The sequence below is a fragment of the Pseudomonas sp. genome (genome assembly GCF_030683065.1).
GTDB lineage: Bacteria > Pseudomonadota > Gammaproteobacteria > Pseudomonadales > Pseudomonadaceae > Aquipseudomonas.
This window is the reverse complement of the sequence record NZ_JAUXMX010000040.1, coordinates 24,579-43,878: the sequence shown is the minus strand read 5'-3', so window position 1 is coordinate 43,878 and position 19,300 is coordinate 24,579. Positions and strand designations below refer to the sequence as shown.

The 19,300-nt window shown below is 58.5% G+C and carries 20 protein-coding genes and 1 pseudogene; 11 read left to right on the top strand and 10 right to left on the bottom strand.

Features of this window, described 5'->3' with window-relative positions; genetic code table 11:
- Positions 1-42: 42 nt before the first annotated feature.
- The 4 genes from Q8K09_RS13120 to Q8K09_RS13105 all read left to right on the top strand — a co-directional run bounded on the left by Q8K09_RS13120 (position 43) and on the right by Q8K09_RS13105 (position 5,300).
- Complete coding sequence (locus tag Q8K09_RS13120) at positions 43-2,322, top strand: fatty acid cis/trans isomerase (protein ID WP_305255406.1); 2,280 nt, start codon at positions 43-45, stop codon at positions 2,320-2,322.
- Positions 2,323-2,472: 150 nt separating this feature from the next.
- Positions 2,473-3,057, top strand: a complete 585-nt coding sequence (nfuA, locus tag Q8K09_RS13115; RefSeq protein ID WP_305255405.1) for a Fe-S biogenesis protein NfuA — start codon at positions 2,473-2,475, stop codon at positions 3,055-3,057.
- Between the two features lie 258 nt (positions 3,058-3,315).
- Positions 3,316-4,314 carry a response regulator gene (locus Q8K09_RS13110; protein WP_305255404.1) on the top strand — a complete coding sequence of 333 codons (999 nt, stop codon included), beginning with the start codon at positions 3,316-3,318 and terminating at the stop codon, positions 4,312-4,314.
- Between the two features lie 2 nt (positions 4,315-4,316).
- Positions 4,317-5,300, top strand: a complete 984-nt coding sequence (locus tag Q8K09_RS13105; RefSeq protein ID WP_305255403.1) for a sensor domain-containing diguanylate cyclase — start codon at positions 4,317-4,319, stop codon at positions 5,298-5,300.
- 79 nt (positions 5,301-5,379) lie between these two features.
- Here Q8K09_RS13105 and Q8K09_RS13100 read toward each other — a convergent pair whose 3' ends face one another.
- From Q8K09_RS13100 to Q8K09_RS13085, 4 genes and pseudogenes are all read right to left on the bottom strand, one after another.
- On the bottom strand, positions 5,380-5,829 hold the full coding sequence (locus Q8K09_RS13100; protein ID WP_370869536.1) for a DUF1348 family protein: 450 nt from the start codon (positions 5,827-5,829) through the stop codon (positions 5,380-5,382).
- A 27-nt stretch (positions 5,830-5,856) separates the two neighbouring features.
- Positions 5,857-6,057, bottom strand: a pseudogene (locus Q8K09_RS13095) (DUF1272 domain-containing protein); the annotation flags it as partial.
- A 28-nt stretch (positions 6,058-6,085) separates the two neighbouring features.
- Entirely contained in the window at positions 6,086-7,081 is a 996-nt protein-coding gene (locus tag Q8K09_RS13090) for a GlxA family transcriptional regulator (protein WP_305255402.1), read from the bottom strand.
- A 204-nt stretch (positions 7,082-7,285) separates the two neighbouring features.
- Positions 7,286-8,242, bottom strand: a complete 957-nt coding sequence (locus tag Q8K09_RS13085) for a LysR family transcriptional regulator (RefSeq protein WP_305255401.1) — start codon at positions 8,240-8,242, stop codon at positions 7,286-7,288.
- 104 nt (positions 8,243-8,346) lie between these two features.
- Here Q8K09_RS13085 and Q8K09_RS13080 point away from each other — a divergent pair, with 104 nt between their 5' ends.
- From Q8K09_RS13080 to queF, 3 genes are all read left to right on the top strand, one after another.
- Positions 8,347-9,102, top strand: a complete 756-nt coding sequence (locus Q8K09_RS13080; RefSeq protein ID WP_305255400.1) for a sulfite exporter TauE/SafE family protein — start codon at positions 8,347-8,349, stop codon at positions 9,100-9,102.
- A gap of 218 nt (positions 9,103-9,320) precedes the next feature.
- Positions 9,321-10,019 (top strand): orotidine-5'-phosphate decarboxylase, encoded by a 699-nt coding sequence (gene pyrF, locus Q8K09_RS13075; RefSeq protein ID WP_305255399.1) that lies wholly within the window; start codon positions 9,321-9,323, stop codon positions 10,017-10,019.
- Positions 10,020-10,127: 108 nt separating this feature from the next.
- Positions 10,128-10,958: an NADPH-dependent 7-cyano-7-deazaguanine reductase QueF gene (gene queF, locus Q8K09_RS13070; protein ID WP_305255398.1), complete on the top strand. Its 831-nt coding sequence runs from the start codon at positions 10,128-10,130 to the stop codon at positions 10,956-10,958.
- Between the two features lie 132 nt (positions 10,959-11,090).
- Here the strand turns inward: queF and Q8K09_RS13065 are convergent, their stop codons facing one another.
- Together Q8K09_RS13065 and Q8K09_RS13060 are read right to left on the bottom strand one after the other, a co-directional pair.
- Positions 11,091-11,357, bottom strand: a complete 267-nt coding sequence (locus Q8K09_RS13065) for a DUF4404 family protein (RefSeq protein ID WP_305255397.1) — start codon at positions 11,355-11,357, stop codon at positions 11,091-11,093.
- A 381-nt stretch (positions 11,358-11,738) separates the two neighbouring features.
- Positions 11,739-12,461 (bottom strand): HAD family phosphatase, encoded by a 723-nt coding sequence (locus Q8K09_RS13060; RefSeq protein ID WP_305255396.1) that lies wholly within the window; start codon positions 12,459-12,461, stop codon positions 11,739-11,741.
- Between the two features lie 278 nt (positions 12,462-12,739).
- Here Q8K09_RS13060 and Q8K09_RS13055 point away from each other — a divergent pair, with 278 nt between their 5' ends.
- A complete protein-coding gene (locus tag Q8K09_RS13055; RefSeq protein WP_305255395.1) occupies positions 12,740-13,441 on the top strand; it encodes a VacJ family lipoprotein in 702 nt (233 codons plus the stop codon).
- A 68-nt stretch (positions 13,442-13,509) separates the two neighbouring features.
- Here Q8K09_RS13055 and Q8K09_RS13050 read toward each other — a convergent pair whose 3' ends face one another.
- Entirely contained in the window at positions 13,510-13,809 is a 300-nt protein-coding gene (locus Q8K09_RS13050; protein WP_305255394.1) for a PilZ domain-containing protein, read from the bottom strand.
- Between the two features lie 217 nt (positions 13,810-14,026).
- On the opposite strand from Q8K09_RS13050, the gene rssB reads away from it, so the two are divergent.
- Complete coding sequence (rssB, locus tag Q8K09_RS13045) at positions 14,027-15,211, top strand: two-component system response regulator RssB (protein ID WP_305255393.1); 1,185 nt, start codon at positions 14,027-14,029, stop codon at positions 15,209-15,211.
- Positions 15,212-15,219: 8 nt separating this feature from the next.
- Positions 15,220-15,702: an anti-sigma factor antagonist RssC gene (gene rssC, locus Q8K09_RS13040; protein WP_305255511.1), complete on the top strand. Its 483-nt coding sequence runs from the start codon at positions 15,220-15,222 to the stop codon at positions 15,700-15,702.
- An 81-nt stretch (positions 15,703-15,783) separates the two neighbouring features.
- On the opposite strand, the gene tal is transcribed toward rssC, so the two are convergent.
- The gene (gene tal / locus Q8K09_RS13035) at positions 15,784-16,710 is read right to left on the bottom strand and encodes a transaldolase (protein WP_305255392.1); all 927 of its coding nucleotides are present in this window, start codon (positions 16,708-16,710) and stop codon (positions 15,784-15,786) included.
- A 41-nt stretch (positions 16,711-16,751) separates the two neighbouring features.
- Positions 16,752-17,762: a tRNA dihydrouridine(20/20a) synthase DusA gene (gene dusA, locus Q8K09_RS13030; protein ID WP_305255391.1), complete on the bottom strand. Its 1,011-nt coding sequence runs from the start codon at positions 17,760-17,762 to the stop codon at positions 16,752-16,754.
- A gap of 109 nt (positions 17,763-17,871) precedes the next feature.
- Here dusA and Q8K09_RS13025 point away from each other — a divergent pair, with 109 nt between their 5' ends.
- A complete protein-coding gene (locus Q8K09_RS13025) occupies positions 17,872-19,050 on the top strand; it encodes a tyrosine-type recombinase/integrase (RefSeq protein WP_305255390.1) in 1,179 nt (392 codons plus the stop codon).
- Here Q8K09_RS13025 and Q8K09_RS13020 read toward each other — a convergent pair.
- Positions 19,023-19,295 carry a pyocin activator PrtN family protein gene (locus Q8K09_RS13020; protein ID WP_305255510.1) on the bottom strand — a complete coding sequence of 91 codons (273 nt, stop codon included), beginning with the start codon at positions 19,293-19,295 and terminating at the stop codon, positions 19,023-19,025. The two genes, Q8K09_RS13025 and Q8K09_RS13020, sit on opposite strands and share 28 nt — an antisense overlap.
- Positions 19,296-19,300 lie beyond the last annotated feature (5 nt).

The window sequence follows — 19,300 nt, the reverse complement described above, 5'->3', positions numbered from 1 at the left end:
TTTAAACGGCCTGCTAGTAAGGGCACCCAGGAAAATAGATACATGCCTTATCGCGCCATGCTCGGTGCTTGCTTATGGCTTATCAGTGCGCTGCTGGCGGCAGAGCCGATTTCCTACAGTCGTGATGTGCAACCGATCTTTACCCAGTATTGCGTGGCCTGCCATGCCTGTTACGACGCGCCTTGCCAGCTCAATCTGGGCAGTGCCGAGGGCGTCGAGCGGGGTGCGAACACATTGCCGGTTTACGACGCCAAGCGCCTCAACGCGCAGGCCACCACGCGCCTGTTTCTCGATGCGCATGGCAGCGATGCCTGGCGGCGCAAGGATTTCTTTTCAGTGCTGGAGCAACAGGGCAGCCAGGCGGCATTGCTGAGTCGCATGCTCGCCTTGGGCCATGCTGAACCGCTCTCACCTAATGCCAAGCTGCCAGCTGGGTTGGATGTCAGCATCAAGCGTGACAACCAGTGTCCACGGCCCGACCAGTTCGCTGACTTCGCCCGGAAAAACCCGCAAGCGGGTATGCCATTCGCGGTCACCGGCCTGAGCGAAGTGGAGTATCAGACCGTGCAGCACTGGTTGCAGCAAGGTGCACCCGTCGACCAGCACGCACTTGCGGCGACAGCGGTCGAGGCGGCGCAGGTCGATATTTGGGAGCGCTTTCTCAATGCTCCGGGCATGCGTGAAAGCCTGGTTTCACGCTGGTTATACGAGCACCTGTTTATCGCTCACCTGCATTTCAGTGGTGGCGAGGCAGGGCATTTTTTCCAGCTGCTGCGTTCACGTACCCCGAGTGGTCAACCCGTCGATCCTATAGCCACGCGCCGGCCCAACGATGACCCGGGCACGGCATTCTATTATCGACTGGCGCTGGTTGAGGGCGTGATCGTGCACAAGACCCACATCACCTATGCGCTTAGTGCGAACAAGCTGGCGCGAGTCAAAGAGCTGTTTTTTACCGACGATTGGCAGGTTGATACGCTCCCTGGGTATGGTGCCCAGCGCCGCGCCAATCCATTCGAGACGTTCGCCGCGATACCCCCACAAGCGCGCTATCAGTTCATGCTGGATAACGCCGAGTATTTTGTGCGCACCTTTATCCGTGGCCCGGTGTGCCGCGGGCAGATCGCCACCGACGTGATCCGTGACAACTTCTGGGTGGTGTTCCAGGACCCTCGCCATGATCTGTACATGGTCGATGCCAACTACCGCGCCGAGGCGACGCCGCTGCTGGCCATGCCCGGCCAGTTTGACGATATCGGCAGCCTGCTTAGCCTGTGGCGCACTTATCGCAACCGGCGCAATGAGTACGAAGCTCTGCGCATGGACAGTTACGCCGCTGCCGCCGCGCCGAGCTGGTCTCACATCTGGGCCGGTAACGACAACGCGCTGCTGAGTATCTTCCGTCAGCACGACAGCGCCTCGGTGCGTAAGGGCCTGGTCGGCGAGATCCCGCAAACCCTCTGGTGGATGGACTATCCGCTGCTTGAGCGGGCCTATTACCAATTAGTAGTCAACTTCGATGTGTTCGGCACCCTGTCGCATCAGGCGCAGACGCGTTTGTATTTCGATCTGATCCGCAACGGCGCCGAGCAGAACTTCCTGCGCCTGATGCCGGCTGACTCGCGCAAGACAATTCTCAATGACTGGTATCAGTTCAGTGGTCAGTTGAAGCTGTGGCTGGATTACCAGCGTATTGACAGCAGTAGCCGGACAGCCCTGCAATTATCTGCCATTAACCCCAAGCGGGACTTTGCCGAGGCCTTGCTGACGCGCTACGGCAGCCTCAATGCGCGACCTGATCCGATCAATCGTTGCCGGGATGCATACTGCCATCGCCCTGGGCAGCCTGCCGATGTGCAGGCGGCCGAACAAGCGCTGAGCCGTCTGACCAGTAAGCCTGCAGGCGGGCTAAAGGTCATTCATCAGCTGCCGGAAGCAACCCTGCTGCGCGTCGAACTGGCCAATGGCACACGCGAGGTCTACAGCCTGTTGCGCAACCGCGCGCACAGCAACGTGGCCTTTATGTATGGCGAGGAACTGCGTTATCAGCCGGCCCTGGATACCCTGACCGTGTACCCAGGGGTGCTGACCAGTTACCCGAACTTCATGTTTAGCCTCACCGCGCAGGAGGTCCCGGAGTTCGTGCGCAGCATGGAATTGGCGAGTGATGACCAGGCGTTCGGCAAGATTGTCGAGCGCTGGGGTATTCGTCGCAGCCATCCCGAATTCTGGGGTTATTTCCATGACATGTCGGCGTATATCCGCGAAACCGAACCTATCGAGGCCGGTGTGCTGGATATGAATCGCTATGAAAATCTGTAGCTGGCGGTGCTGCTGATCGGCTCATCTGTCGGTTGCAGCCGGTCCTGGGGTACGCGTGGGGCGAGGTAAAACTATTCCGAGATAAATACTCGGGCTTTATTGCAGCCCGAAGGTTGGCGTACACTGCGGGCATGTTTGCGAGGAGTTGCCATGAGCACCATTATCATTACCGACGCTGCCCACGATTATCTTGCTGATCTGCTGAGCAAGCAGAACACCACAGGCATTGGCATTCGTGTCTTCATCACTCAGCCGGGCAGTCAGTACGCCGAAACCTGCATTGCCTACTGCAAGCCGGGTGAAGAAAAGTCAGACGACACCGCAATTGCGTTGGCCAGCTTTACTGCCTGGATCGATGCAGTCAGCGAGCCCTTCCTGGAAGATGCAGTGGTCGATTATGCGACCGACCGTATGGGCGGCCAGCTGACGATCAAGGCGCCGAATGCCAAAGTGCCAATGGTCAGTGAAGACAGTCCGATAAACGAACGCATCAGCTATTACCTGCAAACCGAGATCAATCCGGGGTTGGCCAGCCACGGCGGTGAAGTGAGCTTGATCGATGTGGTCGAAGACGGCATCGCGGTATTGAAGTTCGGCGGCGGCTGTCAGGGCTGCGGGCAGGTCGATCTGACCCTCAAGGAAGGCATCGAGAAAACCCTGCTTGAGCGCATCCCGGAACTGAAAGGCGTGCGTGACGTGACCGATCACTCCATCAAGGAAAACGCCTACTACTAAGGCGCCTGCTTAGTCAGCGGCTGTGACAATATCGATCATTGTAGAGTTGCATAGACTCTCTACTCTGCAAAAGGTGGCCAAATGGCCACCTTTTTGTTTCTATACCATTTAATAGTTCTGTGCTCTTTGCCGTAAGGTCGCCGTCTACCGTTCCTGTGTTCATAGAATAAGTGCAACGCCAGGAACATGGCGTATTGATAGCTGACTGAGTCTGGTCCGCAGACTCCAAGCCAACAAACAACCTAATAAGTGGTATGCATGACTGCCATTACGCTGCTTATCTGTGACGACTCAGGCATGGCGCGCAAGCAATTATTACGCGCGCTGCCTGCCGAATGGCCTGTTGCCATCGAGCAGGCGACCCATGGCATTGAGGCCATGGAGATTTTGCGTCGGGGTCAGACCGATGTGATGTTGCTCGACCTGACCATGCCCGAGATGGATGGCTTTGAGGTGCTTGCGGCCCTGCGCGATGAGGGGTTGTCCTGCAAAGTTATCGTTGTATCAGGCGATATTCAGGAGCAGGCGGTACGGCGGGTCATGGAGCTTGGGGCGCTGGCCTTTGTACAGAAACCGGCAGCTCCGGAGCTACTAAGGCAAACCCTGGAAGATCTTGGGTTGCTCGCCAGCAGCGGGAATGAACTGGTTGTGCGTGCGGCTACCGCTGAATCGGCCATCAATTTCCTCGATGCCTTTCGTGAGGTGGTCAACGTCTCCATGGGCCGTGCCGCGGCCTTGCTGGCCAAGTTACTGGGCGTGTTTGTGCAATTGCCTGTACCCAATGTCAATCTGTTTGAGGTCGGCGAGCTGCACATGGCCCTGGCGGATGCTCAGCGCGATGACGGACTTACCGCCGTGTGCCAAGGGTTTATCGGTGGTGGCATAGCCGGTGAGGCACTGCTGATTTTTCACGACTCGGAAGTGGGCGACATGGCCGGGTTGATGAGTAGTTCTTCGTCTGAATATTCCGAAATTGAAATGCTCCTGGATTTGTCCACGGTATTGATTAGCGCCTGCCTGAATGGCATTGCCGAGCAGATCGATGTGCAGTTTTCTCAAAGCCATCCCATCGTATTGGGCGAGCACGCATCCATTGACGAGTTGATCAAGCTCAATCGATCACGCTGGAAGACCACGCTGGCGGTAGAGATCAGCTACAGCATCGAAGGCCATCCCATTCACTTCGACTTGCTTCTGTTGTTCACTGAAGATTCAGTGACGTTGCTTTCCAACAAGCTTGCTCATCTGATGAATTGAACATGAACGACAACGTGGATCTTAACGAATTTCACTGGCTACTGGCCGTGATGCAGGGCATTGACGTGGGCGTCGTGGTACTGGATCGCGAATACCGCGTACACGTCTGGAACACCTTTATGGAGAATCGCTCAGGTCTGCAGCCCCATGAAGTTCACCAGCAGTCATTGTTCAGCCTGTTTCCCGAAATCGAGGAAAACTGGTTTCGCCGCAAGGTTGAAGGGGTAGTGACGCTGGGTACCCCCGCGTTCACCATCTGGGAGCAGCGACCCTATCTGATGAAGTTCAAGAACTACCAGCCAATTACCGGGCAGGAAGAGTTCATGTTCCAGAACACTACCATTCTGCCGCTGCAGGCCATCAATACCCGTATCGAGCACATCTGCCTGATCATTTATGACGTGACCAGCGTGGCGGTAAACAAGCGGCAACTGCTAGCAGCTAACCTGCAATTGCAGCAACTCTCGCGCACCGATCGCTTGACCGGCCTGAATAACCGCGGTTATTGGGAGGAGTGCCTGCAGCACGAATACGCCCGCCACCGGCGTTATCAGAGCATGGCCGCACTGGTGATGTTCGACATCGATCATTTCAAGCAGGTCAATGACACTCATGGTCACCCGGCTGGGGACAAGGTGATTCAAGCCGTCGCTGAAGTAGTGCGCGAACAGGTGCGCGACACTGATTATGCGGGGCGCTATGGCGGTGAGGAGTTCGTGGTATTGCTGCCGGATATCGACAGTGCTGGCGCTTTGTTGTTTGCCGAGCGCCTGCGCCAACGCATTGAATCGCTGCTGGTGACCTATGAGGGGCAGGTAATTCCGTTCACCATCAGCTTGGGTGTGGCTGACCTGAGCGATCCCGTCGAGGGCTACCAGCAGTTGATCGAACGGGCTGACCAGGCGCTGTATGCGGCCAAGAAAGCAGGTCGCAACCAGACCAAGGTTTACCTCAGTAATCAGGTCGCGCCAGCGCCGTTGACCTGAGTCTACGGCGTGCCTGTCTTAGGTTTACCTGCACTGTTTTTCTCGCTGCTTGAGTAGGTTAAATGTGCGCGGTAAGCGTTCAAAGGCCCAGCTCGGACAGGCCAGGGTGGTCATCGGGGCGACGGCCCAGGGGCCAGCGGAATTTGCGTTCGGATTCTTTGATTGGCGTGTCGTTGATGCAAGCGAAGCGTTTGCTCATCAGCCCGTTTTGAGAAAATTCCCAGTTCTCGTTACCGTATGAACGAAACCAGTTCCCAGCGTCGTCACGCCACTCGTAGGCATAACGCACGGCGATGCGTTCGTCGCTGAACGCCCACAGTTCCTTGATCAAACGGTAGTCGAGCTCCTGGGCCCACTTGCGGGTGAGGAAGCGCTCGGCTTCTTGTCGATTGACGGCAAATTCTGCACGGTTGCGCCATTTGGTATCCAGGGTATAGGCCTGTGATACCCGTTGCGGATCGCGGCTGTTCCAGCCGTCCTCGGCCAGGCGGACTTTTTCGATGGCGCTTTGCCGCGTGAAAGGCGGCAGGGGTGGGCGCCAGCTGCTTTCAGTCGATTCGGTGCTGTCGGGCTGCTTGGCCGCCGGGCGGATGGGTCGTCTGACCAGCTCGCCGCCACAGTTAGGGCAGCTGCCGTGCAGAATGTTGTCGCTGCAGTCACGGCAGAAGGTGCATTCGAACGAGCAGATCAGCGCCTCGCTCGAGTCGCCGGGCAGATCGCGGGCGCAGCATTCACAGTTGGGGCGCAGTTGCAGCATGCTTGATTCCTGATTGGATGATGAGACGTCAGGTGAACCGCGCGGCGTATTCCAGGGGGCTGACGCCCAGGTGCTTGTGGAATGTGCGGCGCAGGTTTTCTGGGTGAGCGAAACCGGTTAGGCGTGCCACCGTAGCGATCGACGCCTGAGGACCCTGGAGTAAATGGCGCGCTGCTTCCAGGCGAATACGTTCGACATAGCGCCCCGGCCCCATGCCCACTTCCTGGACAAATACTCGCGACAGCGTACGCGGCGTCATGTGCGCCTGGGCGGCCAGTGCGTCCAGCGACAGGTCTTCGCTCAGGTGCGCCGCAATCCACTCCAGCAACGCGGCCAGGCGTGTTATGCGGCTTGGCTCTGGAGTGAGCAGGGCGCTGAACTGGGCTTGCCCGCCGGGTCTGCGCAGGAACATCACCAGGCGACGCGCCACCGCCAGTGCGGTGACGCGTCCAAGGTCGGCCTCGATCAGGGCCAGGGCCAGGTCGATACCCGCAGTTACGCCTGCAGAGGTAAAAATATGGCCGTCACCATGCAAATCCTGCGGGTCATAGGTGTGCAGGCAGTCTGCAGCGACCATGACGTCTGGATATTCCCGGCGCAGATTTTCCGCATCGGCCCAGTGGGTAGTTGCCCTGCGGCCCTTGAGCAGGCCGGCGGCGGCGAGGATCAGTGCGCCGGAACAGACTGAGCCCAGGCGGCGCACCCGTGGTTCGGCGGCACGCAACCAGGCCAATAATTCCTGATTCTGGCATTGGGCCTGCTCGCCCAGGCCGCCGGGGATCAGCAGGGTGTCGATCTGTGCTGCGTCGATTTCGCACCAGCGCTGTTCGGCAACCAGTTGGAAACCGGCCGAAGTGGCGATAGCGCCGGTCTGTTGGCCGAGCACGACAAGTCGATAGACCGCCGGCAAACCCTGGCGCTGGCGCTCGATATTGGCCGAGGCGAAGACCTGCAGCGGGCCGGTCACATCCAGGCTCATCACATCCGGGTAAAGCAGGCAGGCAATGGTTTTTAGCGTATCCACGGGCGAGCACTCGACGAACAGTGGATGCAGTCTGCGCTCAGCGAGAGACTGGCAACAAGGACAATAAGCCCACAGATATTGCCAATTCGTCGCGCTCAACGTCAGGCAGGCGCAGGCCTGAGTCGGGCTGCGCCGTCGGTTTCGGATGCGAGGCCGTGGGCTGCTGCGGTGGCTGATTCGGGCGTTGCATGCAGGGATATCTGATCAGCGGCGATTCAGGCCGCTTTGCAGGGCGAGGTCCCAGGGCGGCAGCGGGCCGAAGCGTGACTTGAGGAACTCCAGCAGCAAACGGCTGCGCGAACTGGTTTCACGCTCCAGGCGCAGGGCATAGATGCCGCTCGGTTCCGGCGGCGGCAGGCCGTCTGCACAGAACAGCGGCAGCAATTCGCCGCGTAACAGGTAGTCGCTGATCAGCCAGGTTGGCAGGTGGGCTATACCCAGGCCGGCAAGTGCACCAAACAACAGCGTTTCGGCGTTATTAGCGATCATGCGCAGGCGTTTTGGGCGACAGATCTGCAGCTTGCCGTCGACCTCGAAGCGCCATGCGTGGGGCGGCGCCAGGCTGTCCCAGTCGAGTCCAGCGTGCTCGATCAGCTCACTTGGCGAACGCGGCACGCCATGTTGTGCCAGGTAATTCGGGCTGGCGCAGACCACTCGCACCAGTGGCGCCAGGGCGGTGGCGACCAGGCGGGTGTCGGCCAGCGGGCCGATGCGCAACACCAGGTCGACCTCGCCGAGGTGTGCGCCATGCAGGTCGATGAAGCTGTCGATCAGGCGCAGTTGCACGTCAAGTCCCGGGTAGGCGACGAGAAATTCGGCAATCGCCGGCGCCAGGTGGCGCCGGCCAAAGGGCGCAGGGGCGTCGATGCTGATCAATCCCTCCGGTGCGCTGCTCAGCGATACGGCCTCAGCACGGGCCAGGTGCAGCTCCGCAAGAATGCGCCGGGCGCGCTCTGCAAAGGCCAGTCCGGCCGGTGTCGCGCGCACCGCGTGGGTGCTGCGACTGAACAGGCTACTGCCGAGCGAGCGCTCCAGCGCATCGATGCGCCGGGCCACTGCAGAAGGGGTCAGCGGGTGGCGTCTGGCGGCAGCAGAGAAACTGCTGGTTTCCAGTACGTCGAGAAACAGGCTGAGTTGGTCAGTGAGGGCGTCGGGGTTCATGTATGGCTCGCTTATGCGTGATCAGCACAGCGATTGTGCGCTGCTGTGCGTTTCCGGGCCAGTAATGGCTGGGTACGATGAGCGGAACGCCAACGGAGCTACCGATGAATCTGACTGACTTTGCCCTGAATCTGATTCTCGGTGTGCTACTGGGTACGCTGGGTGGCTTATTCGGCATCGGCGGGGGGTTGATCGCGATTCCGGCTCTGGGCGTGCTGTTCGGGCTCGATCAGCAGTTGGCCCAGGGTACGGCCCTGGTGATGGTGGTGCCGAACGTATTGTTGGCGTTGTGGCGCTATCACCAGCGTAACCGCATCGACCTGCGCCATGCGCTGACCTTGGCGTTCAGCGGCTTCTTGTGTGCCTGGCTCGGGGCAGGATGGGCGGTGGCGGTGGATGCCGAGCAGATGCGTATAGCCTTCGCTGTTTTTCTCCTGGTGTTGGCGCTCTACAATCTGTCGCGCATGTATTGGCGCCCGGCTGCGGGCAGCAGCGAACTGCGTCAGCCCTGGCCTTGGCTGGCTGCGCTGGGCAGCGCTGCCGGTTTGCTCGGCGGTTTGTTCGGGGTCGGTGGTGCGGTGCTGGCCGTGCCGGTATTGACCGGCGTGTTTGGCGCCACCCAGTTGATGGCTCAGGGTTTGGCGCTTGCTCTGGCGGCGCCGAGTACGGCGGCTACCCTGGTGATCTATGCCTGGCACGATCATGTCGACTGGGCGTTGGCAGCTCCCTTGGCGCTGGGTGGGTTGCTCAGTATCAGTTGGGGGGTGAGGCTCGCTCACGCCTTGCCCGAGCGACTGTTGCGCGTGCTGTTCGCCGGCTTCTTGCTGCTCTGTGCGCTGTTGCTCGGCCTCAGAGCCTAAAGCCTTCGACGATGCTCTCGGTTGCCGGTGACTGGCTGCACTGATTGCGCAGCAGTGCGGTTGCCGATGTATTTATGTTGCTGCTGATAGCGCCGCCTGCTATGGGCGGCTAAACCGTCGAGTCGTCGAACCGTCGAACCGTCGAACCGTCGAACCGGCAATCGTGAGCGGGTTCCGCTACAATGCGCGCCGAATTTGTCTTGTCCGAGAGTCCGCCCATGCCAGCCTGCCAGACCCCAATCATCGTTGCCCTGGATTTCCCGACCCGTGACGCCGCGCTGGCGCTGGCCGATCGACTTGATCCTGCGCTGTGCCGGGTCAAAGTCGGCAAGGAGCTCTTCACCCGCTGTGGTCCGGACATCGTTGGTGCGCTCGCGGACAAGGGTTTCGAGGTGTTTCTCGATCTGAAATTCCACGACATTCCCAACACCACGGCGATGGCGGTCAAGGCTGCCGCCGAATTGGGCGTGTGGATGGTCAACGTGCATTGCTCGGGTGGCTTGCGCATGATGGCGGCCTGCCGCGAGACGTTGGACGCCCTTAGCGGTGCCAAGCCGCTCTTGATCGGCGTAACCGTGCTGACCAGTATGGAGCGCGAGGATCTGGCGGGTATTGGTCTGGATGTCGAGCCGCAGACACACGTTCTGCGGTTGGCGGGTCTGGCTGCGCAGGCTGGGCTGGATGGCCTGGTGTGCTCTGCCCAGGAGGCCCCGGCACTAAAGGCTGTTCACCCGGCATTGCAGTTGGTCACACCGGGGATTCGTCCGGCGGGCAGCGCCCAGGACGATCAGCGGCGTATTCTCACTCCGCGTCAGGCGCTGGATGGCGGTTCCGATTATCTGGTCATCGGTCGCCCGATCAGCCAGGCCAGCGATCCGTCCCAGGCGTTGGCTGCGGTTGTGGCTGAGCTGGCCTAGCGCACCGCCAACAGCGGGCCTCGAGTAGGCGAGAGTCGTCGTGCTTGCACGGCGATTAAGCTCCGCCCGCGTCATGCACTGTTCCCTTTGACTAACCAGGTTTTTGCCATGCATCCCGCCGCCGAAGATTCGCCACTGGGTAAATCCAGCGAATACATCGCTACCTATACGCCGTCACTGCTGTTCCCGATTTCGCGTGCAGCCAAGTGGGCCGAGCTGGGCCTGACGGCTGAGACGTTGCCGTATCAAGGTGTGGATTTCTGGAACTGCTTCGAGCTGTCCTGGCTGTTGCCTTCAGGTAAGCCGGTGGTGGCCATTGGCGAGTTCGCCATACCCGCCGATTCACCGAATATCATCGAGTCGAAGTCCTTCAAGTTGTACCTCAACTCGTTGAATCAGACTGTGTTCAATGATGTGGGTGAATTGCTCGCGTTGCTCCAGCGCGATTTGTCAGAGGCGGCCGGCAAGGGGGTAGGCGTGCGCGTGCGCAGTTTGGCCGAGGTGACAGCCGAAGGCGTGGCGACGTTGCCTGGGCCGTGCATCGATGAGCTGGACGTGGTTATCAGCAACTATGCACAACCGCAGCCTGAGTTGCTGCAGTGCACGGCAGACCGCATCGTTGAAGAGAGCCTGCACAGCCACCTGCTGAAGTCCAACTGCCCGGTCACCGGTCAGCCGGATTGGGGCAGCGTGGTAGTCGAGTACCGCGGGGCAGCGCTGGATCACGCCAGTTTACTGGCCTATCTGGTCAGCTTTCGCCAGCATGCGGACTTTCACGAGCAGTGCGTTGAGCGGATCTTTCTTGACTTGCAGCGCCTGCTCCAACCCGAGTACCTGACGGTTTACGCCCGTTATGTACGGCGCGGCGGCCTGGACATCAATCCTTACCGCAGTACGGCTGCGATAGCGCCGGACAACCGGCGCTTGGTGCGCCAGTAAGCACAGGCGGAAGTGTCAACCAACATGTTGGGCACACCGTGGCAGCTATGGCGGTCCTGCGGAGGCGCTAGACGTGTCGAGCACCGTCAATAGCAGGAAGGTGGAGGCAGCAGGCGAAAGGTGTTCAGTTGCTCAGATGCCCATGTTGGCCAGGCTCTGAACGATGTTGCGCAGAGTGCCAGCTACAGTAGGATGGCTGGCTTCGAAGCGCTCTACCGCTAGATTGACGCCATCGATCAGGGTGGCATCCGGTGCAGCGGCTGCCTGGCGAGCCAGTTGAAGTTCGATTTCCTGAGTCAGGACGAACAGGGATGCTCGCTCTTCTTCAGTCAGTGGCAAATCCTGAGCCAGCTGATCGCGTAGCTCTTCCAACTGTTGCTGTAGGCGGTTTGCAGGCATAAAACGCTCTCTTTATCAGATTGGCAAGCTATTGACCGTGCGCCTTGGCGAAGGTCTTCGTATGCCTGCTAGGGTAATCCAAGCAGCGCTGTTTTGCTTGCTCGAGATCAAATCTTCAGCGGCTTCGGGCCCGCGGTTACCCGTTCGGATTGCGCCCGGTAGCTTAGGTCGATCGCTAGTCACTGTTCCCGCCGGGTAGGCAGACCAAGGAAAGACGCGACAGTCCGCCGGAGGTGAAGCACATCCGTGATCGACAGTGCTCTGTCTTAAGCAGTGCTCTGTCTTAAATAGTGTGACTGCATGCGGATTGTGCGAGGTGATTGGTCGACGCGTAAGTCGTCTGGATGCGAGCACAGTCGGCGTGAATTTTTTCACCCGTGCTCAGGGTTTTTCGCCCTTTTGACGGCGGCAACTGAGGTCGGTAAGGCAGGGGCCGAGTTCAGTCAATTGATCGATTACCGCATGCACGCCGAGGCGATACAGGGTCAAGGTTGCCTGGGTGCGCAAGTGGTCACGCTCGGCCAAGGAAAGGGCCTGCCAGTCTGCCGGTGCATGGCTGCAGAGTGACCCACAAGCCGCCAGGCCGATCGTCCACAGGCCTGCATTGAGGCCGGACTGGAGCAGGCGCGGCTCGCCGCTGATCAGTACGCAGCCATCGAGCTGCCCTACCTGTAAGCCCGCCAGTGCCTGCCAGCAGGCGTCCGGTGCTGGCCAGGCACGCGCGGCCCCGGTCGGTGCCGCGGTGAGCCAGTCAGGTAGCGGAGTTGCCAGGGCAATGCTGGCATCGCGCGGTAGTTCATCAATCCAGGCGCAGGGCACATGTCGCTGATGCAGTTGTTGCAACTGCTGCATTGCGCCAGGAGTGAGCTCGGCATGCTCACAGGCTGCCTCGCTCAAGGCCTGCTCAAAAGCTTGACGTTCGTCGTTGCTGGGCATGCGCCCAAGCGATTTCTCCAGAGCAGTAAGTGCAGTGTCGACTTGATCGTCTCGGTATTGCGGATACAGGCGCTGCATGGCCGAAGGCAGTGTGCGTGCGCCAAAGTCCACCAAGCCGCCGGATAAACCGAAAAGCAATGCACTGAAGGCGGGGGGAGTGGCGGGCATACGGGTCATCCATGAATTGATCGGCTCAATCTTGCAGGCTGCTTATGACAATTAGATGAAGCAGTTGTGACATCTATCGACAAAAGCGCTCGCTCCTTTCGGTGTGGTGCTTGGCGCCTGATTAGGCATTGAGCATGATGATTGCCATCACCCGACAAGTACTGGGCAAGGCGTTTTCCTACAAGGCGCAAACTTCTCTGGCTGCCTATTTGGTGGCTTCAGGCTTTATACTGCTCAGCTCTATACTGCCTACAACCTTTCTCAAGGAGAGACTCCTAATGCCTGTAATCGGTGCGAACTGGATCGATCGGCTGGGCCGATTTTTTGCCTGTACCAGCCTGGTACTGCTTCCGCTGGTGGCTCAGGGCGCTGAGGATGACCCGTGGCAAGGCTTCAATCGCACGATCTTTCGCTTCAATGACACGGTTGACACCTATGCGCTCAAGCCTCTGGCGCAGGGCTACCAGGCAGTAACCCCGCAGTTTCTGGAAGACGGCGTGCGTAACGTCTTCGGCAATATCGGCGATGTTGGCAATCTGGCTAACAACGTGTTGCAAGGCAAGCTACACGACGCCGGCGTTGACACCAGTCGGGTGATATTCAACACCACCTTTGGCGTACTAGGCTTCTTCGACGTGGCCAAGGAAATGGGCCTGCAGCGCAATGACGAAGACTTTGGTCAGACCTTTGGCGCTTGGGGGCTGGGCAGCGGTCCTTATGTAGTGCTGCCCTTGCTCGGTCCCAGTACAGTGCGCGACACCTTCAGTAAGGTGCCGGACAGCCTGCTTCAGCCATATCGCTATATGGGCCACGTGCCGACCCGAAACGTCACGCGCGGTTTAGACATTATCGACACCCGAGCCAGTTTGTTGTCGGCTGAGCGAATGATCAGCGGCGATAAATACATCTTCATCCGCAACGCTTACCTGCAGAACCGTGAGTTCAAGGTGCGCGACGGCGATGTTGAAGACGATTTTTAATCGCGTTTTCTGGCTAGCAAAAAGGCGACCATCTCGGGTCGCCTTTTTGTATGTAGGGAACTGCTGACTCACCTCATCGACAAGATAGCCAAGCCCAGGTTCTGGCGTCCGTCGCCCAGATCGCTGACACGAACCACCTCGGCTTCAGCAATCAGGCCTTTGAGCTGGTTATGGTCAGAGGCGATATGCACCTTGATCTTGTCCCCCACTTTCAGCGTGCACTCGACTTCCAGTTGCATGCCGGTACTCGACAGGTCGAGGCACAGTGAAGGGATTTCCTGTCCGGCATGCTGCACAGTGACTGGTGCCTCCAGCCGCATACGGATGTAATCGCGTTTTTCACTGTAATCGTGATTACTATTGCTCATGGACGCTATCCTCTTTGTTGTAGGGTTCTCCTGTGCTTCTTTATAACCTTCGTCGATTTGAGGTGTAAAGTCGTACAGTGATGAGTGGCATACGCTTGAATCGAGGTGCTTATGGGAGTACCGTCAGCGGCCTGAGACGAACCGAGTACGCGCGCGCAGGCTGATGGCCTGGTGTTTCTGCCAAGCCTTGCCCCGGCGCAGTTTGCCTGGATACCAAATGCTCAAAACCAGTGCCACGCTGCTGATTATCGACGACGACGAAGTGGTGCGTGCGAGTCTCGCAGCCTACTTGGAAGACAGCGGCTTCAATGTTCTGCAAGCCTGTAATGGTTTGCAAGGCTTCGAGGTCTTCCAGCGCGAACAGCCGGATGTAGTGATCTGCGACCTGCGCATGCCGCAGGTTGATGGTCTTGAGCTGATTCGGCGGATCAACCAGCTGCAGGTCGAAACGCCGATTATCGTGGTTTCAGGTGCTGGCGTGATGAACGATGCGGTCGAGGCCTTGCGTCTGGGTGCTGCAGATTACCTGATCAAACCCCTTGAAGATCTTGCGGTGCTCGAGCATTCGGTGCGCCGAGCGCTGGACCGTGCGCATCTGCGCCTTGAGAATCAGCGCTATCGGGAGCAGTTGGAGGCGGCTAACCGCGAGCTGCAAGCCAGCTTGCATCTGCTCCAGGAAGACCAGAACGCTGGTCGACAAGTACAGATGAACATGCTGCCGGTCACGCCCTGGCAAGCCGATGGATTGCAGTTCGCTCACCAGATCATTCCGTCACTCTATTTATCAGGGGATTTTGTCGACTACTTTCGCGTTGATGAGCGGCGTATCGCCTTTTACCTCGCGGATGTGTCCGGGCATGGCGCTTCTTCGGCATTCGTTACCGTACTCCTGAAATTCATGACCACCCGCTTGCTCTATGAGTTGCGGCGCAATGGCAGTTTCCCGGAGTTCAAGCCTTCGGAAGTCCTTGGCCATATCAACCGTGGCTTGATCAATTGCAAGCTGGGCAAGCATGTGACCATGGTGGGTGGGGTTATTGATGAGCAACTGGGTCAGCTCACCTACAGTATTGGTGGCCATCTCCCGCTGCCAGTGCTGTATAGCGAAGGTGAAGCACACTACCTCACGGGCCGTGGTTTGCCGGTTGGTCTGTTCGATGAGGCCGAATACAGCGATCACGTGCTGCAATTGCCTGAATCGTTCAGTTTGACGCTGCTCTCCGATGGCATTCTTGATCTGCTGCCGGGAGATACCTTGCAGGAAAAAGAACTCGCGCTACCCCGCTTGATCAGTTCGGCTGGCGGAACCCTGGACGGTCTGCGTCAGGTGTTTGGGCTGGCCAAGCTGGCCGATATGCCGGATGATATTGCCTTGCTGGTGTTAAGCAGGAACCTTGCATGAATCTTGGGATGAGCCCCGGTAGAATCCAGTTCGCCGAACAAGATGGTACCTTCATACTGAAGTTTGTCGGTGAGGTGCGCCTGACCCTGTGTTCAGCGCTGGATTCCACCATCGAAAAGATTTTCACCGCGCTGAATTTTTCCGCCATCGTTATAGACCTGACCGAGACGCGCAGCATCGATAGCACTACCTTGGGCTTGCTGGCCAAGCTGTCGATTCTGTCGAGGCAAAAGATCGGTCTGTTGCCAACCGTGGTAACGACGCACCCTGATATCACCCGACTATTGCAGTCGATGGGTTTCGATCAAGTGTTCAATATTGTCGATACCCCAATTCCATGCCCGGATTGTCTGGACGACCTGCCATCGCAGGATCAATCCGAAGACGTGGTGCGGGCGAAGGTGCTGGAGGCGCATCGTATTTTGATGGACCTGAATGAGTCTAATCGCGAAGCCTTTCATGACTTGGTCAGTGCGCTGGAGCATCACTGATAGTTTTTAGTGTTGCCTGGAAGTGCTTTGCTCTCAAAGCAAAACGGGGCGCTCGATAAGAATCGGCGCCCCGTTTTGCATTCAGGCGATGTCGGTGAGCAGTTTTTCCAGTTTTTCCTGGTCGCGCGCGAATTGCCGAATGCCTTCGGCGAGTTTCTCGGTGGCCATCGGATCTTCGTTCATTGCCCAGCGGAACTGGCTCTGCTCAAGGCTTTGTCGGGCTTCGGCGGGCTGGCCACTGCTAAGTTTTCGTTCGAGCGGAGCCTGGTCATCGGCCAGTTGTTGCAGCAATTCCGGGCTGATGGTCAAGCGGTCGCAACCAGCTAATTGCTCAATCTGGCCAATGTTGCGGAAGCTGGCGCCCATGACCACGGTCCCGTAGCCATTGGCTTTGTAGTAGTTATAGATGCGTGTCACCGACTGTACGCCTGGATCTTCTGCGCCAACGAAATCACGCGCTTCAGCCTTTTTGTACCAGTCGTAGATCCTGCCCACGAATGGTGAGATCAGGAACACTCCGGCATCGGCGCAGGCCTGGGCCTGGGCGAAGGAAAACAGCAGCGTGAGGTTGCACTGGATGCCGGCTTTTTCCAGTTGCTCGGCGGCGCGGATGCCTTCCCAGGTCGAGGCGATCTTGATCAGCACCCGTTCGCGGCCGATGCCGGCCTGGTCATACAGGTCGATCAAGCGCTCGGCACGGCGCAGGGTGGCTTCGGTATCGAAGGACAGGCGCGCATCGACTTCAGTGGAAATTCGACCCGGGATGATCTTGAGAATTTCCTGGCCGACTGTTACGCCGAAGCGGTCACAGGCTAAACCCAGATCACCCTGGCTGGTGCTGACTGCATTCTTCAGTAGCTGAGCGTAGCCGGGCATGGCGGCGGCTTTGAGTAGCAGTGAAGGATTGGTAGTGGCATCGACCGGCTGCATGCGGGCGATAGCATCGAGGTCGCCGGTATCGGCGACCACCGTGGTGAACTGCTTGAGTTGATCCAGCTTGGAGGTCATGACCTTGCCTTGTCGTTACTGATGCCATGACCTTACCCGAGTCAGCGCCCTTGCAGCAATTGCGCCGCTTGATCGAATAGTGCCAAGGGCTCGCTGGTCTGGTGAATATCCACCGACAGGAGCTGACGAAAGCGCCGTGCGCCATTGAAACCCTGGGCCAGGCCAAGCATGTGGCGGGTGATGTGGTGCATGCTGCCGCCCTCGGCCAGGTGCGCGACGATATAGCCGCGCATCGACTGCATCGCCTCTAATCGGCTGAGCGCCGGTGCCGTCGAGCCGAACAGTTGCTGATCGACCTGCGCCAGTAGATAAGGATTGTGGTAAGCCTCGCGACCCAGCATTACGCCATCGAAGGTCTGCAGGTGCTCCTGGCATTGCTCCAGGGTCTTGATGCCGCCATTGAGGATGATCTGCAGGTCCGGAAAGTCGTGTTTGATCTGCGCGACGATGTCGTAGCGCAGCGGCGGTACATCGCGGTTTTCCTTGGGTGACAGGCCTTCGAGAATGGCGATGCGCGCATGCACGGTAAAACTCTGGCAGCCGGCGTCTCGTAGCGTACCGACGAAATCGCACAGCTGCGCATAGCTGTCACGGCCATTGATGCCGATGCGGTGCTTGACCGTCACAGGGATGCTCACCGCATCCTGCATGGCCTTAACACAGTCGGCGACCAGCTGTGGATGGCCCATCAGGCAGGCGCCAATCATATTGTTCTGCACCCGATCGCTGGGGCAGCCGACGTTGAGGTTAACCTCGTTATAGCCCGCCTGTTGCGCCAGCTTGGCGCAGGCTGCCAGATCTCCCGGAACGCTACCGCCGAGCTGCAGTGCCAATGGGTATTCCGCCGCGCTATGGCGCAGGAACCGCGCCGTATCACCGTGCAACAGAGCGCCAGTGGTAACCATCTCGGTATAGAGGAGGGCGTTCGTCGACAGTTGGCGGAGAAAGAATCGGCAGTGCCTATCTGTCCAATCCATCATCGGCGCAACGGAGAAGCGTCGAGACACTGTAGGTGGCGTGTTTGTTGGGTTTGAGGCTGATTCTAGGGGCATCGGTTCATGTCAATTGGTGGCCGAAAAAGCTTGTTTTTGCCTGTTTTCGCAAGCTTGGTGCTAAAATTTAGCACTGGATGATCAGCTTTTAGCACTGGAGGTGAGCGCAGTGGGAACGATCACTAAGCGCTTGAACAAAAGCGGGCAGGTCAAGTACACGGCCCAGATTCGGTTGCGACGAAAAGGGGTAATAGTCTACCAAGAAAGCCAATCGTTCGACCGAAAACAGGTGGCCCGTGCCTGGATGACCAGGCGGGAGGCTGAGCTGGCACAACCTGGCGCTCTCGATAGCGCGTCACGTAAGGCCGTGCCGCTCAAGAACATCATTGCGCGCTACCTTGAGGAGTACGAAAGGATCCGGCCGCTGGGCAAGACTAAGCGTGCGACCTTGTGCGCGATCAGTGAGACTTGGTTGGGCGGTGTCCTTGATAGCGAGCTGACAAGTCAGAAATTGGTCGAGTATGCGCAGTGGCGCATAAGCAAGGAGGGCGGCGGCGTGCAAGCTCAGACTGTCGGCAATGACCTTTCGCACTTGGGGGCGGTGATGGGTGTTGCCAGGCCTGCTTGGGGCTATGAGGTAGATTCAGTCGCGATGAGTGATGCCCGCAAGGTTCTGCGCAAGCTGGGTATGGTCAGTCGGAGCCGCGAGCGTGATCGGCGGCCGAGCAAGGACGAACTGGATAAGCTACTTTCCTGCTTCTTTGAGCTACAAGACCGTAGACCTAGCGCTATCCACATGCCCAAGGTGATCGCCTTCGCGATCTTCTCGACCCGTCGGCAGGAAGAAATCACCAGGATTCGTTGGGAAGACCTGGATGAGCAACGCCAGTCGGTTCTCGTCAGGGATATGAAGAATCCTGGGCAGAAGATCGGCAACAACGTCTGGTGTCATCTGCCGGATGAAGCCTGGAAGATCCTGCAGAGCATGCCCAAATCGGGCCGAGAGATCTTCCCCTATTGCTCGGACTCAATTTCTGCTTCCTTTACCCGTACCTGCAAGTTTCTCGAGATCAAAGACCTGCATTTCCATGACCTTCGCCATGATGGTGTGAGTCGGTTGTTTGAGATGGACTGGGATATTCCTCGCGTAGCCAGTGTTTCTGGGCATCGTGACTGGAACTCAATGCGTCGTTACACGCATTTGAATGGTCGAGGGGATCCATACAAGGAATGGACTTGGCTGGGCAAGATCATCGCCGCCCCTGTAGAGCTTGGGGCTCGGGTGCCAAGTGAGGCTGATCCTGGCTTGGCCAGGGCGGTTCAGGCTAAGCGCCGTCCCGTCAACTGATCCCTTTCTTTGATCGCTGCCGCTCGCTGCCTGTCGATATAGGCAGCGAGATCCTCGAGGTGTATTCCAAGGTTTGCCTTCTGGGAGTTTGCGCCGAGGCGCACTACCGGCAGATCAATCTCACCCATGAGCCTTTTGCGTTTGAACTTGTCCACCGACAATCCAAGAAAGTCGCGGCAAACCCAGTCGATGGGGATGACAGCTTGTCCGTCGTATTGAGTCATTAGCAAAAACAGTGTCTTCATCACTC